Origin of the sequence: Pseudomonas farris, from assembly GCF_019145235.1 — a bacterium.
In the GTDB taxonomy this organism is placed as follows: domain Bacteria; phylum Pseudomonadota; class Gammaproteobacteria; order Pseudomonadales; family Pseudomonadaceae; genus Aquipseudomonas; species Aquipseudomonas farris.
Genome location: NZ_JAHSTV010000025.1, coordinates 1 through 15,076 on the forward strand (window position 1 = coordinate 1; position 15,076 = coordinate 15,076).

The window sequence follows — 15,076 nt, forward strand, 5'->3', positions numbered from 1 at the left end:
GCCAAGCGGTTCCGACGTCACTCCAAAGTTGCATCGCCCCGTTTTGTGCGCGCTCCGTTCTTAAAAATTCCTTGAGCGGACTATAGCCAGCAGGTAGTAGTGCTTGATCCCTCTAAAGTGTGATTTGCAGCTGCCGGCCACTCTGGAACAGTCCTTTCGCCAGTCCGACACATGTCGGCACGGCAAGGATGGCTGAAAATTCGGATTTCACAAGCCAAGCGCTTGCTTGGTGGGTCTGGCGCGCCGTTTTCGGCGCGCCAGATGACGCTTAAAGCGTCGAGAGGAAGGTACTGTTGTTGGCCTGCCATTCGGTGATGTCGACGCGGATGCGCTTCTTGTCGAGCTTACCGACACTGGTCTTGGGAATTTCAGTAACAATGGCGATCTGGCTCGGGATAGCCCACTTGCTCAGGTGCCCCTGCTCAACGAACGGCTTGAGGTGTTCCTTGAGATCCTTGGCCCCGATCTCATGCCCGTCGCGGACCACCAGCAGCGCAAACGGCCGCTCACCCCACTGCGGATCGGCGATGCCCACCACTGCTACTTCGCGTACCGCGGGGTGGCGGCTGATCAGGTCTTCCAGGTCCAGGGAGGAGATCCACTCGCCGCCGGTCTTGATCACGTCCTTGATCCGGTCGCGAATGTCGATCACGCCCATGCTGTCCAGCGTCGCCACGTCGCCGGTGTGCAACCAGCCTCCGGCCCAGAGCTCGGCACCTTTCTGCGGCTCGTTGAAATAACCCTCGGTGAGCCACGGCGCACGCAACACCAATTCGCCCTGGGTCTCGCCATCGGCAGGCAGGAAGTTGCCGTCGGTGTCGACGATCGCCGCCTCGACCAATGGCCCCGGTACACCGGCCTTGATCCGGTAGGTGGTGCGTTCGTCTTCGGTGCCGGCCATCAGCTCTTCGTTGAGGTGCGCGCACGATACCAATGGCCCGGTTTCCGACATGCCGTAAGCGGCGGTCAACTGAATGCCCTTGGCTTTGGCCGCTTCATACAGCGCACGGTTGAGCGCACTGCCGCCGATGACGATTTTCCAGCCACCGAAATCGATGTTTTGCGCCGCCTTGGCATTGAGGACCATTTGCAGAATGGTCGGCACGCAGTGGGAAAAGCTCACCTTCTCCTTGCGCCACAGTTCCACCAGATACTCGGGATCGTAACGGCCGGGGTAGACCTGCTTGAGCCCGAGCATGGTTGCTACATATGGCAAGCCCCAGGCATGCACATGGAACATCGGGGTGATCGGCATGTACACGTCGTTGGTGCCCAGCAGGCGCACGCTGTCGATGGAACCCATGATGGTCGACACGCCCATGGTGTGCAGCACCAGCTGGCGATGGGTGAAATACACGCCTTTGGGGTTACCGGTGGTGCCGGTGGTGTAGAACGTGGTGGCGACCGAGTTTTCGTCGAAATCTTCAAAGTCGTACTGCGGGCTCGCAGCGGCCAGCAATTGCTCGTACTCGCCAATCAGGTTTGGCAGGTCGGCGGTTTTTTCCGGCAAGTCGGTCAGCAGCAGGGTTTTCTCCACAGTAGTCAGGTGCCCGGCAATCGCCTTATACAGCCCGACGAACTCGCTGTTGACCAGCACGAAGCGGTCCTCGGCGTGGTTCATGGTGTAGAGAATCTGTTCTGGCGACAGGCGCACGTTGATGGTGTGGATCACCGCGCCGATCATCGGGATGGCAAACATGCATTCCAGGTAGCGATGGCTGTCCCAGTCCATCACCGCCACGGTATCTCCGGCCTTCACGCCAGCGGCCGTCAGCACGTTGGCCAGCCGCGCGACCCGTTCGATCAGAGTCGGATAGCTGTAGCGCAATTGATCGCGGTAGATGATCTCGCGGGTTTTTTCGTAACGGGCACCGGACATCAGCAGCCGTTTAATCAACAGCGGATACTGGTAAGCGCCCTCGGCTGGGGGGATAACGCGAGTCTGCAACATAAGAGTCCCTTTTCTGACTGCACGGTCTTGGCTTTTAAAGCTAAGCACTCTAGAGCCCTTGAACGCCAGCCAAATCAGCCAAAGGGATGATTTGCACAACCGTATAAATGCTAGCTTTGCGCCAGCATTTATAGGTACGAACGTGCAGCTGAACCCGGCGTAGGAGCTGCCGCAGGCTGCGACCTTTTGATCTTTGGCGGTATCGAAAATCGTCAAGATCAAAAGATCGCAGCCTTCGGCAGCTCCTACAGAGGGTCGGGAATCAGTGCATCTCGGTGAACGCGAGTTTCACGCCGATCGCGATCAACACCGCGCCCATGGTCCGGTCGAACCAGTGGCCCATGCGGGAGAAACCGGCGCGCACGCGCTGTTGACTGAACAGCATCGCCACCAGGCAGAACCAGACTGCCGTCGCCGCGGCCAGATAAATCCCGTAACCGGCCTGTACCGCCAATGGTGTGTGCGGGCTGATCACCACGGTGAACAGCGACAGGAAAAACAACGTGGCTTTCGGGTTCAGGCCATTGGTCACGAATCCCGAGGTGAAAGCGCCACGCGCGGTACGTTCGCCGGCCTCCTGATGCAGGTCGTCAGCCACAGGTGGGGCCGGTTGCGCGCGCAAGGCCTTGAAACCGATGTACAGCAGGTACGCGGCGGCGGCCCATTTCAAGGCGTTGAACAGCACGATCGACTGAGACACGATCAACCCGATACCCAACAGCGAATAGCCGACGTGCAGGAAAATCGCCGAGCCGACGCCCAGCGCGGTCCAGGTTCCGGCACGGCGACCATGGGTCACGCTCTCACGCACAACCACGGCAAAGTCCGGGCCGGGACTGGCGACGGCCAGCAGGTGAATCAGGGCAACGGTCAAGAACTCTGTCCAATACATGGGGGCTCCTTTTGGGCCAGCGTAACTGTTTGTTTCATCTGGTAGGCTCGTCAGATTACGCCTTCAGTTCAATGCACAAAAGGTACAGTTGATGACGAACTCTCGCCGCGCCGTTTTCCTCGACCATCCGTCCCTGGACCTCGGCGATCTCGACCTCAGTCCGCTACGCGAGTGCTTCAGCGACTTGCAGCTGTTCGCGCAAACCACGCCTGATCAGGTGGTCGAACGCCTCAAAGGCGCCACCGTCGCCATCAGCAACAAAATCCTGATCGATGCGGCGGCCATGGCGGCCAGCCCAGAATTGAAGTTGATCCTGATCACCGCCACCGGCACCAATAACGTCGACCTCGCCGCCGCCCGTGCTCACGGAATCACTGTCTGTAACTGCCAGGGTTATGGCACGCCGTCGGTGGCTCAGCACACGATCATGTTGCTGCTGAATCTGGCGACGCGCCTGGCCGACTATCAAAAAGCGGTCGCCGAAGGTCGCTGGCAACAAGCGAAACAGTTCTGCCTGCTTGATTACCCGATCGTCGAACTCGAAGGCAAAACCCTCGGCCTGCTTGGCCACGGTGAACTGGGCAGTGCCGTGGCGCGGTTGGCCGAGGCGTTCGGTATGCGCGTGTTGCTGGGGCAGATTCCGGGGCGCCCTGCCCGGCCGGATCGTTTGCCGCTGAATGAACTGCTGCCGCAAATCGACGCCCTGACCCTGCACTGCCCGCTCAACGAACACACTCGCCACTTTATCGGCGCCCGTGAACTGGCCTCGATGAAACCCGGTGCTTTCGTGGTCAACACCGCGCGCGGCGGATTGATTGACGAACAAGCATTGGCTGATGCCCTGCGCAACGGTCACTTGGGCGGTGCGGCCACTGATGTGTTGAGCATCGAACCACCCACCGCGGGCAATCCGTTGTTGGCCCACGATATCCCACGATTGATCGTCACCCCGCACAACGCTTGGGGCAGTCGCGAGGCGCGGCAGCGAATCGTTGGCCAGTTGACCGAAAACGCCCAAGGCTACTTCAGCGGTCAAGCGCTGCGGGTCGTCAGTTGATAAACTGCGGCACTTTTTTTCCAGGAGCAGAGTATGGATCCGCGCAGTGAAGTACTGCTTCGTCAGGCTGAGTTATTCCAGGGTTCGGTGCTGCTGGCCGGTTTGCCCGCCGATGATTTGCTGGGCCGGCTGCCCGATGCCCACGGTTGGTGCTGGCATGCTGGTGATCAAACGGCACTGAACGCCCGTTTCGCCGAGCGCAGCCATTTCGGCGTGAATGCGCCGGAGCGCGAGTTCGACAGCGCCGTGGTGTTTCTGCCTAAGTCCAAAGACCTGACCGACTACATCCTCAACGCCCTCGCCTCTCGTTTGGCCGGCCGTGAGTTGTATTTGGTAGGCGAAAAACGCAGCGGCATCGAAGGCGCGGCCAAGCAACTGAATCCCTTCGGCAAACCCCGTAAGCTCGACAGCGCACGGCATTGCCAACTCTGGCAGGTCACCGTGGCCAATGCACCAGAAGCCAAGTCGCTGGAAAGCCTGGCACAGACCTACGAACTGCCGTTGGCCGAAGGCCCATTGAAAGTCATCAGCCTGCCGGGCGTGTTCAGCCACGGTCGCCTGGATCGCGGCAGCGCCCTGCTGCTGGAGCACCTGGACAAACTGCCGAGCGGCCACTTGCTGGACTTCGGTTGCGGCGCGGGTGTGTTGGGGGCGGCGGTCAAGCGGCGTTATCCGCACAACCAGGTCACTCTGCTTGATGTAGATGCGTTTGCCGCCGCCAGCAGTCGCCTGACCCTGGCCGCCAACGGCCTGGATGCTGAGGTGATGACCGGTGACGGCATCGATGCCGCGCCCATGGGTTTGAGCGCGATCCTGAGCAACCCACCGTTCCATGTCGGCGTACACACCGATTACTTCGCCACCGAGAACTTGCTGCGAAAAGCGGCTAAACATCTGAAAAACGGCGGCGAACTTCGACTGGTAGCGAACAGCTTCCTGAAGTATCAACCGCTGATCGAAGAGCACTTGGGCGTGTGTGCGATCAAGGCTGAAGGACAGGGTTTCCGAATCTACCGGGCCAAGCGCGGCTGATAATAAGTGCTTGCCTAACGGATTCTGCCTAGGCAGAATCCGCTCCGTCCTAGGGGAGTAGTCTCCCACGAGCGCCATGCTCGTCCGGCATACGTCAACATACTTGGTCCTCAGACCATGGCGTATGCGACCCAAGCGTCCGCATCAGACGGATCGCAGGGTTTGACAAGACCTATGACACGAACACCTTACCCGGGGCGGGAAGGCTGTACGTGTCATAGCCGTGTCGACCCGCCCCTTAGGAAAACCCTGATGATGTTGGATTCCCTGCTCGTTCCCACCGCAATCGTTGCCTTGGCCGAAATCGGCGACAAGACGCAACTGCTCGCGCTCATTCTCGCTGCCCGCTTTCGCAAGCCCTGGCCAATCATCGCCGGCATCGTCGCCGCGACCCTGGCCAACCATGCGGCAGCCGGTGCGGTAGGCGCCTGGTTCGGCAGTTTCTTCTCGAATGCGACGTTGCACTGGATCCTCGCCGCGAGCTTCACCGCTACGGCCCTGTGGACGCTGGTGCCGGACAAAATGGACGAAGACGAAGCCAGCACCGCCCGCAAATTCGGGCCGTTCCTGACTACGTTGATTGCGTTCTTCCTCGCGGAGATGGGCGACAAGACCCAAGTCGCAACGGTGATGCTCGCCGCGCAATACCCGGATCTGTGGCTGGTGATCATCGGCACTACCGTCGGGATGTTGATTGCCAACGTGCCGGTGGTACTGGCAGGTAACTTTGCGGCGGACAAACTGCCCTTGACCCTGATCCGTCGCCTGGCGGCGTCGGCGTTCCTGATCCTGGCGATTGTTGCGGTGTACAAGGCGATGGAGAGCAGTGGGTGGGTTTGACGCCGTAAGTCATTAGACCGTGTCATCGTTCTTCGCGAGCAAGCCCGCTTGTATGGTAGGACTTGAAGGGAGGAGGAGGGACAAAGCCCGATTCTGACTGTTGACGCAGTACAGATCCGTGGGAGATTTCGCCCCTCCTCCTTTCACCCAAGCGCCGATAAAGAATGCATCTGGCTAGGACCGACGATAGGAACAAGCCTGCGCCTCTGGGTGAGCCCTTCAAGTGCTCAAAACATATCCCGGAGGAAATCCAATGGCAATGCCGGTTTCTGTCACAAAGCCAATCGTAGGCGTGGATGTCGCCAAGAACGAACTGGTGATCTATCACGCCGAACTTGACCTGCTTGAAGAGATTCCCAACAACAAGGCTGCCATCAAGCAGTGGTTGAAAGCCTTGTCGGGGACAGTCGCGGTAGCCATTGAGTCGACCAATATCTATCACCTGGAGTTCGCCGATCTGGCCTATGAGGCTGGCTGCGTGATTTACATGGTGGGTGGCTATGAACTCAGCCATTACCGAAAAGGGGTGAATATCCGCGCCAAAACCGATGCGTTGGATGCCAGACTGCTCGCCCGCTATCTGAAGAACGAAGGTGATGATCTTCATCCTTGGACCCCGCCATCACCGCTGTACCGCCAGCTCTTGAGCCTTTTTCGTCGTCGCGCAGCCTTGGTTCAGGCGCGGGTCGGCCTGGTGCAAAGTTGGGCGAATGAACCGCTGCTGAAATCTGCTTTCGCCGCGCAAGTGAAAGCCATGCAGCAGCTTGAAACGCTGGTCGAAAAGACGATTAATGATCATCTGAAAGAAGCCGGTTTGCTCGGTCAGTTGAAGCGTTGCCTGAAAGTTGAAGGCATTGGATTTCTGACCGGAGCCCGCTTGCTCACGGCGTTTCAGCGGGGCGACTTCAGAAACGCAGATGCCTTTATTGCCTTTCTGGGAATGGATTTGCGGGTGGCGAAGTCAGGGCAAAAAGACGGGCGCCGGAGCTTGACCAAGCGAGGTGACCCGGAAGCTCGCCGGCTTCTGCACAATGCAGCTATGTCGGCCAGCCGTACGCCAGCCTGGAAAGGCTTTTATGAAGAGCAAAGAGCTCGAGGTTTCAGCACCACTCAGGCGCTGGTGATACTGGCTCGCAAGCTTGCTCGGATCGTATTCGCTCTACTGAAAGGACAGAGCGAATATCAACCCAAAGCTGGTTGAGGGCTTCCCTTCAACCATAGAATCTCCCACAGTTTTTATGGACAGATGTTATGGATACTGCTGTACCTGGCCTTGGCCCTGCTGCTGATATTCCTGACCCGGAATCGCCTTCAGGTTGACCTCAACGCGACGGTTCTGCGCCCGGCCATTCACATCACCATTGCTGGCAATCGGGTTATCCGGCCCGGCACCACGCGCCGACAGGTTGGCCCCGCTGACACCCTGGGAGGTCAGGTAAGTCGCCACACTCTGGGCGCGACGCTGGGACAGGTCCATGTTGTGCTGACGGCTGCCGGTGCTGTCGGTGTAGCCGACAATCTCGATCTGGTTCTGGTTGAACTCCTTGAGCGAGCCCGCCAAGTTGTTCAGCGGCTGGTAGAAGCCCGACGCGATGTTCGCCGAATCGGTGGCGAAGGTGATGTTGCCCGGCATGATCAGCTTGATCTGATCGCCCTGACGCTGCACTTCAACCCCAGTGTTGGCCATGCTGGCCCGCAGTTTTTTCTCCTGCTGGTCGGCGTAGTAACCGTAACCGGCGGCAGAAGCCCCCACCACGGCGGCGCCAATCAGCGCGCCCTTGCCACGGTTATCGTGACCGATGGCAGCACCGGCCAGTGCACCAGCCAAGGCGCCGAGGCCACCGTATTTGGCGGTTTTGCTCATGCCCGTAGAACCGCCATCAGCCTGACCCTGGTTGTCATAAGGGTTCTGCGATGCGCAACCGGACAACAAAGCCACAGCAGTAGCGACAATAATCAAACGACGCGAGGTGAACATGGAGAGCTCCTACTTTTTTTTGCATTCTGTGGTGCAGCGGACTTAAGCAATGAACCTTTGCGGGCGTTGGATCATGGCCAACGCCAAAAATTCCGTTGTGCCTTTCACAACTGCATCTTCAGGCTCGTACAAAGGGGTTACCGCGCATTTCATCGCCCAGACGAGTATCCGGACCATGACCGGTCACCACCGTCGCCTCTTCGTCGAGGGTATACAACCGTTGCTTGATCGACCGCACGAGAGTCGCCTGATCGCCTCCCCATAAATCCGTGCGCCCTACCCCACGCTTGAAAAGCGTATCACCGGCAATCAGCAGCTTAGCCTCTGAAAACCAAAAGCTCATGGAACCGGGTGTATGACCCGGCGTATGCAGCGCAACGCCACAACCGCAAGCCAGCTCCTCATCGTCGGCCAACCAGCGATCTGGTGATGGCACAGGGGTGTAAGGCACACCAAACATCTGGCACTGCATCTCCAGGTTGTCCCAGAGGAATTGATCTTCTTTATGCAGGTGCAGCGTCGCGCCGGTTTTCTCCTTGAGCTGCCCGGAAGCCAGGAAATGATCCAGGTGCGCGTGGGTGTGAATGATGCTGACCACCTTCAGGCCCAAGGCGTCGAGACGCGCGAGGATCAGTTCATGATTGCCGCCCGGGTCGACCACGATGGCTTTTTTGGTGATCGGGTCGCCGATGATTGTGCAGTTGCACTGCAAAGGGCCGACGGGGAAGGTTTCGCGGATGAGGGTGGGTTGCTGGGACATCGGGGCACGCTCGGGAAACAGGAATGACCAATTTTGGCACAGATTTGCCCTGATCCATTGACCCCATGTCCATCGTAAAAATGCGTTACGCCAACACCCCCAACTCCTTCGCCCGTGCCACCGCCTGCGTGCGCCGCTCAACCCCCAACTTACTGTTGATATGACTGGCATGGGTTTTCACCGTGTGCAGCGAAATAAACAACTGATCGCTGATTTCCTGGTTCGAACACCCTTGGGCGATCAGTCGCAGAACGGCCAGTTCACGCGTACTGAGTTGTTCGGCAGCAGGTGATGGCTCCACCACCGGCCGGGAGGCCAGGGCCGGAAGTTTTTCCGAGAGACTCTGCGAAACGGCCGTCGGCGCACAGAGTTGAAGTTGCCCGCGCAGCCAGTCCGGGTGTGCGGTCAACAATGGGTCAAACGGTTGCAGGACGCCACCGGCGGCCGCTTCCAAAGCCTGGGCCAGCGCCTTGCGGGCCTCAGATTCACGCCCGCCCGCCAGCAACAGAGTAATTTTCTGACTCAGCGCCATCACGCTGAGCATCTGCCGGCCGCTGTGCTGACCGTGTTCATGCAACGCGTTCAAGCGCCCTTCGGCAAGCATGGACTGGCCTTTCATCATGTCCAGCACCGCCTGTTGCAGTTCAATGTGCAGCGGCAATTGCGGATGGAATTCTGGAGGGGCCGCCGGATGCTCGCCGTTGTAGGTCTGGCCCAATCGCGCAAGCCAGGCTTCGGCGAGGTCGGTACGGCCCTGGGCCAGCCAGAGTTCGCATTTGACCAGGGTGATCATCGCCAGGTAGTAAATCGGCGGGACGTCCCAGATGTGCATCAGGCGCTCGGCCTCGGCGAGTTCGGCGAAGGCTTTGGCGAACTCGCCGCTGCTGCCCTCCAGACGGGCAATCACGCAGTGGCCGATCAGCACACTGATGTCGCGACAGGCCCGCGCTTCGGCCAATCCCGCGAGCAAACGTGCCCGCGCGGCCTGGGGTTGCAAGCGCAGCGCCAGCAAAAAACCCTCGTATAGGGTCAGGCGCGCGCGCACCGCATACAGCCGTTGCGGGGATAGGCCTTGCAGGCGTTGCAGCCCTTGGCGGACTTCATCCAGTGAGCGAAGAATCTCCCCGCGCGCTTGCAGCACACGAGCGCGGTCGTAATGGGCCAGCGCCTCGAACAGCGGATTGCCCACCCGTTGTGCCAGTTCAAGGGATTCACGATTCAGCCCCCGGGCACGCCAGAGGTCGCTGTCGGCAATGGCCAGGTTAGACAATGTCGAGAGGCACATCAGGCGCTGCCCATAGCGTTTGGCCGGCAGGCTCTCCAGCGCTTCGGTGCAATAGAGCAACGTCAGCTCGCGATTGCCTCGCCCCCGGGCAATGATGCCGCTCAGGGCCAGCCATTGCGCCAGCATGGATTTCTGCGCAGTGGCCGACGGGGCCGGCAGGAAGCGGCTCAAGTGGCTGGCCAGTTCCTCAGCGGCGTCCAGTTGGCAGGCCAGCCCCAACGCCCAGCTGTAGAGCACGATCAGCCGTGGTGTGCTGATTAGCAGGCTGTCGGGCAAGTCCATTTTCCAGCGCAGCAGCATGCCGACGTTCTGCTCGGCCAGCAGCTGTTCTTCAGAGAGGTTTTGTACCAGATTCGCTGCAACGTCCAGATGCCCGGCACGCAACGCCTGCTCCACCGCCTCATCGAGTAACCCTTGGGCGTTGAACCAGCGGCAGGCACGCAGATGCAGGCTGGCCGTCGGTACCATCGCCTGGGCGGTGGGCCGGCTGCGCAGCAGGTCGGAAAACAGGTGGTGATAGCGATACCAGTGACCATGTTCGTCCAGCGGCACCAGAAACACCTGATGCGCCAGCAGGAAACGCAGGATCTCGGCGCTGTCATGGGCTTCGCGCACGGCGTCGCACAACTCACTGCAAAAGCGCTCTTGAGGCGCGGTCTCGTACAGGAATGACTGCACCTCGGCGGGGAGGCAATCGATCACTTCTTCGAGCAGGTAGTCGCGAATCAGCCCTTCCCCGCCGTACAGCGATTGGGGCAATGCGCCCTCGCTGCCCGCCTCGGAGGCCGCCAGCAACCAGAAGCGCAGCCCTGCCACCCAGCCTTCGCTACGCTGAATCAAACTCTCCAGCGCTTCGCCACGCAATGAAATGCTGTGCCGATCAAGCAGGCTCAGGGCTTCATCGTGGGTCAGTCGAAGATCCTGCTCATGCAACTCGAGCAGTTGCCGCGACAGTCGCAGGCGTGCCAGATGCCAGTCGGGACGTTGCCGGCTGGTGACCATGACCAGCAGGCCATCGGGTAAATGATTGAGGAAAAACTGCAGGCAACGATCAAGCACCGGGCCCTGGGCCAGATGATAATCATCAAGTACCAGCAACAGCGGTGTAACGGGTGAAAGGTGCACAGCCAGTTCATCGAGTAAACCGTCCAGCCATTCTTCGAAGGCGAACGGCTGATGACGTTGGCGCATTTTCAGCAGCCCCAGTGCCTGGCTGCCCAGTTGCGGAAAATACTCCTGAAGACCTTCAAGCAAGCGTTCAAGAAAACGACCGGGATCGCTGTCCCGAGGGCTCAACCCTAGCCACAGGCTTTGCCAGTGATCCGGCAACCCCTGGCAAAACTCCACCGCCAATGAACTCTTGCCGAACCCCGCCGGCGCGCTCACCAGCAACAGCCTGCCACCGAGACCGGCGCTCAGGCGCTCGCACAAACGCGGCCGCAGCACATGGCCGTCGGGCAGCGGAGGCCGGAAAAAGCGCCCGTCCAATGCGGCGACGGCAACGCTTGCAGGGCCCGGAAGTGGGGACAGATCAGTCATGGCCGGCTCTTGTTTGAAAGGCTGATGGCGGCGTTACAGATGTCCGCAGCCTAGCGGTAAACGAAGAGCTATTGAAGGTTATTGCTACAAATGGCTACAAAAAGACTACGAACAGAAGTTGCCAAGCCTGAGGTGCAGTTTTTTTCGACAAACCGTGTCGCTCCCTTCGCGAGCAAGCCCGCTCCCACACTGGATCTCCATTGCTCACAGATTGTCTGTCCACCGAAGATCCAATGTGGGAGCGGGCTTGCTCGCGAAAGGGCCATCACAGTCACCGACGTTCCGCGAGCCCCCCCCGCGTTAACAAGTGCGCCCTGATACAAAACTCCGATAAAAAAAGCCCCGAACCAGTCGGGGCGTTTTTTCGAGGATGCGGCCTCGGTTTACATCGTATTAGCGAACGCCTTCCTGACGCAAAGCTGCCGGCGTGAAGTCTGCGGTGCTGGCAGTGAAGCCGAAGTTATAGGCCGACTTCTCTTCGTTCTTCATGCCCAGGGCCAGGTAACGGCCCGATTGCAGGTCGTACAAGGTTTCGAGGGCGTACCACGGCACTTGCTTGTCGTAGTAGTTCTCGGAGTGAGCCTCGGCGACACGCCACAGTTGCCCGCGACCGTCGTAGTGGTCGACCACAGCCGCCTGCCAGGTGTCTTCGTCGATGTAGAAGTCACGTTTGGCGTAGATGTGACGCTGACCTTCCTTCAGGGTCGCGACCACATGCCAGACCCGACGCAGTTCATAACGAGCCAGGTCCTGATTGATGTGACCGGCCTTGATGATGTCGGCGTACTTCAGTTTAGGATCATCGAGCTTGTAGCTGTCGGAGGCGATGTACATCTCTTTCTTGCCTTCGAGCTTCCAGTCATAGCGATCCGGCGCACCGTTGTACATGTCCAGGTTGTCGGAGGTACGCAGGCCATCGGCAGCGGTACCCGGCCCGTCATAGGACACTTGCGGCGCACGACGTACACGGCGCTGCCCGGCGTTGTAGACCCACGCCGAACGCGGTTCTTTAACCTGGTCGAGGGTTTCGTGTACCAGCAGCACACCACCGGCCAGACGCGCCGGCGCGGTCACTTTCTGCTTGAAGTAGAACAGGATGTTTCCCGGATTTTTCGGGTCGTAATCCTTCATCTTGTCGCGGAACACGAACTGGTCCTCGAAGTACACGAGGCTGAACGAGCCGTTCGGCTGCGGCGTGGCCTGGGTTATCAGACGGGTCACACTGCCGCCGCGATAACGGGTGATGTGGTTCCAGATGACTTCAACGCCACTTTTCGGAATCGGGAACGGGATCGCGGTTTCGAAGTTTTCCAGACCGTTGCCGCCGGACACCAGGTTAGTGTTGGTGGCGTTTTTCTTGATGGAGGCGAACACGTCATCCGGCACGGTGGCACCGCGATGGGACGGGTAGACCGGCATCTTGAAGGTTTCCGGGTAGCGCTTGAACATTGCGTACTGGCCCGGCGCGAGCTTGTCCTTGTACTGGTCGACGTTCTGCGCGGTGATGGTGAACTGCGGTTTTTCACTCGCGAACGGATCAGACAGAAAACCCTTGCTATCCACGCTACCGGCGTTTTTCGGCATGGGTTTCCAGGCCGGGATCGAGCCGTCGGCGTTGCCCGCCATCTCGGCGCCCATCGGGGTCAGGCTCTTGCCCAGCTTGTCCGCTTCGGCCGCAGGGACCGCCGCCATGACACCGGTTGCCAGCAGCGACAGCCCCAGAACGCCAACGTGGAACAGACTCTTTGTTATTTTCATAAATGTGTTCGTCCTGAAAATACAGTGCTTAGAAGTTCACGCCGAAGCTGAGCGCAACGAAGTCGCGATCATCCACGGTGGTGTACTTGCCGTCGAAGAAGTTGGTGTACGCCAGGCTCGCGGTGTAGGTGTTCTGGTATTCGGCATCGACACCCAGGCTCACCGCTTTACGACCTTCCTCGAAGTTACCGCCAGGGCCAGGCGAGTAACCGCTCACGTCATGGGACCAGGCCACGTTCGGCTTGAGGTTCACACCGGCGAACACGTCGTTGTAATCCCAGATGGCGCGACCGCGATAACCCCACGACATCGATGTGGTAAAGCCCTCGTTGTTGCAGTTGCGGCTGCGGTTGTTGGTAGCGGCACCCGCGCCGGCACCGTTGATGGTGCTGGTGTTAAGGATCGCCGAGCAGGTGTTGAGGCCGCCGGTATTGGGCAGTTCACCAGGACCGTAGACCGGGTCACGGCCGTAACGGACATCAGAGCTGCTTTCCAGACCGCCAACATGGGTCACGCCCACTTCGCCCACCAGGGTCAGACGGCTGGCGCCCATGACCTGATCGAAGAAGTGCGTCAGGGTGGTCTGGAACTGGGTGATTTCCTTGCGGCGATAGCCGTGCAGATCCTGACCCGGTACACCGGGGAGCAGCGAAGCATTGGTCAGGGCGCCACCCAATGGGCGTACGCCGGCAAACAGGATGTCGGTGGAGTTGAGTTGCACCGGCGCGTTCGGACGATAGCTGATCTCACCGCTCCACGCCGTACCGGTAGGCAGGGTAGTGGAGAAGCTCAGACCGTAGAGGCGGATATCTTCCGGGTACTCGACGAAGTACTCGGAATTACCTGCGACCACCAACGGCGCCAGAGCACGAAGCGCCCCTGGCAAAGCCGCTGCCCGGGCGTAGGCCGCCGCTGGAGCACCGGTGGCGCTGAAGATCGGCGCACGACTGTGATAATTCATGAAATAGGCACCGAACTCGGTGTCTAGCGGCTCGAACATGTATTTGAGGGACGCGCCCCACTGGCCGCTGTCCCGCGCATCGCGATCCGCCCCACGACGCACCAGCACACCTTCATCGTTCACGTCGACGCCCAGCCTGGTCAATGTAGGCAGGGCCGCGGCCGGAATGGTCGAGCGCTTGTTCAGCACGCGCAGGTTGTTGTCGCAACCGTCGGCAATGATGTCTGGCTGGGAGAAAAAGGTGCCACAGTTATCGACAACCGTCTGGTCCCATTCCAGCTGATAGAAGGCTTCGGCCGACAGATTGTCGGTGAGGCTCTGGGACACGTAGAACATGTTGACCGGGATCAGACCTTCCTTGACCTCGGCACCGGGACGACGGAACGCGGACACGTCGATCGGGTTGATCGAGTTGATGCCGCCGCCGATGAAAGTACTTTCACCCCAGCTCACGACCTGCTTGCCCAGACGCACGGAACCCGGCTGATCGGCAATGGCGTAGTTGTGGTAGACGAAGGCGTCGAGGATCTGGCCGCCAGCGGACTTGGCGCCTTCTTTACGGTTGCTGTCGCTGATGTCCTTGAACTCGCGGCTTTCATCCTTGAGTTCGAAGTCGTACCAGTATTTGCCCCGGACGAAGACACCGGTGTCGCCGTATTTCAATTCAAGGTCATGGATGCCCTTGAAGATCTTCGAAAAAGTTTCGCCGCTCTTGAAGTTGTTGTGACCGTCATCGGACGTCTGGGACAGGCCGTGGCCCCCGTTATTGACGCCGATAAGATTCTTGTTGGGGCTCTGAGTAGACCAACTGGCTCCGATCGACAGGGATGAGTCAAATTGACCTTCGATCTCACCGACGTTGAAACTGACGCCGAATGCAGGCCCGGCGAGCGAAGAGGCGAGACTGACCGCCAGGGGCAGTTTCGCCCGGCGCCAGAACTGGTTTACTGATGTCATCGACGCTACTCCATGTGCATTATTGTTATGGCTAAGTACTTTTAAAAACGTTGTGGGTGACCGGAA

General features: G+C 59.5%; 11 protein-coding genes and 1 riboswitch. Of the genes, 4 read left to right on the forward strand and 7 right to left on the reverse strand.

Annotated features, from left to right (window positions below; all coding sequences use genetic code 11):
• Window positions 1-268: 268 nt before the first annotated feature.
• Both KVG95_RS29365 and KVG95_RS29370 read right to left on the reverse strand, forming a co-directional pair.
• Entirely contained in the window at window positions 269-1,951 is a 1,683-nt protein-coding gene (locus KVG95_RS29365; protein ID WP_217858931.1) for a fatty acid--CoA ligase, read from the reverse strand.
• Between the two features lie 262 nt (window positions 1,952-2,213).
• Window positions 2,214-2,843: a LysE family translocator gene (locus KVG95_RS29370; protein ID WP_217858932.1), complete on the reverse strand. Its 630-nt coding sequence runs from the start codon at window positions 2,841-2,843 to the stop codon at window positions 2,214-2,216.
• A 91-nt stretch (window positions 2,844-2,934) separates the two neighbouring features.
• Between KVG95_RS29370 and KVG95_RS29375 the strand changes: the two genes are divergently transcribed.
• The 4 genes from KVG95_RS29375 (at window position 2,935) to KVG95_RS29390 (ending at window position 6,973) form a co-directional block, all read left to right on the forward strand.
• A complete protein-coding gene (locus tag KVG95_RS29375; protein ID WP_217858933.1) occupies window positions 2,935-3,900 on the forward strand; it encodes a 2-hydroxyacid dehydrogenase in 966 nt (321 codons plus the stop codon).
• A 33-nt stretch (window positions 3,901-3,933) separates the two neighbouring features.
• Window positions 3,934-4,932 carry a methyltransferase gene (locus KVG95_RS29380; RefSeq protein ID WP_217858934.1) on the forward strand — a complete coding sequence of 333 codons (999 nt, stop codon included), beginning with the start codon at window positions 3,934-3,936 and terminating at the stop codon, window positions 4,930-4,932.
• Window positions 4,933-4,971: 39 nt separating this feature from the next.
• A riboswitch (yybP-ykoY riboswitch) is annotated at window positions 4,972-5,096 on the forward strand.
• A 91-nt stretch (window positions 5,097-5,187) separates the two neighbouring features.
• Complete coding sequence (locus KVG95_RS29385) at window positions 5,188-5,772, forward strand: TMEM165/GDT1 family protein (protein WP_217858937.1); 585 nt, start codon at window positions 5,188-5,190, stop codon at window positions 5,770-5,772.
• Window positions 5,773-6,025: 253 nt separating this feature from the next.
• On the forward strand, window positions 6,026-6,973 hold the full coding sequence (locus tag KVG95_RS29390; protein WP_217858081.1) for an IS110 family transposase: 948 nt from the start codon (window positions 6,026-6,028) through the stop codon (window positions 6,971-6,973).
• Between the two features lie 48 nt (window positions 6,974-7,021).
• On the opposite strand, the gene KVG95_RS29395 is transcribed toward KVG95_RS29390, so the two are convergent.
• The 5 genes from KVG95_RS29395 to KVG95_RS29415 form a co-directional block, all read right to left on the reverse strand.
• Window positions 7,022-7,750 carry a YiaD family glycine zipper/OmpA-like lipoprotein gene (locus KVG95_RS29395; protein ID WP_217858935.1) on the reverse strand — a complete coding sequence of 243 codons (729 nt, stop codon included), beginning with the start codon at window positions 7,748-7,750 and terminating at the stop codon, window positions 7,022-7,024.
• A gap of 118 nt (window positions 7,751-7,868) precedes the next feature.
• Window positions 7,869-8,510, reverse strand: a complete 642-nt coding sequence (locus KVG95_RS29400) for an MBL fold metallo-hydrolase (protein WP_123719488.1) — start codon at window positions 8,508-8,510, stop codon at window positions 7,869-7,871.
• Between the two features lie 85 nt (window positions 8,511-8,595).
• The gene (locus KVG95_RS29405; RefSeq protein WP_217858936.1) at window positions 8,596-11,334 is read right to left on the reverse strand and encodes a winged helix-turn-helix domain-containing protein; all 2,739 of its coding nucleotides are present in this window, start codon (window positions 11,332-11,334) and stop codon (window positions 8,596-8,598) included.
• 393 nt (window positions 11,335-11,727) lie between these two features.
• Entirely contained in the window at window positions 11,728-13,092 is a 1,365-nt protein-coding gene (locus KVG95_RS29410) for a DUF1329 domain-containing protein (RefSeq protein ID WP_048397784.1), read from the reverse strand.
• Window positions 13,093-13,120: 28 nt separating this feature from the next.
• Window positions 13,121-15,010, reverse strand: coding sequence for a DUF1302 domain-containing protein (locus tag KVG95_RS29415; protein ID WP_048397782.1), 1,890 nt, complete (start codon window positions 15,008-15,010; stop codon window positions 13,121-13,123).
• Window positions 15,011-15,076 lie beyond the last annotated feature (66 nt).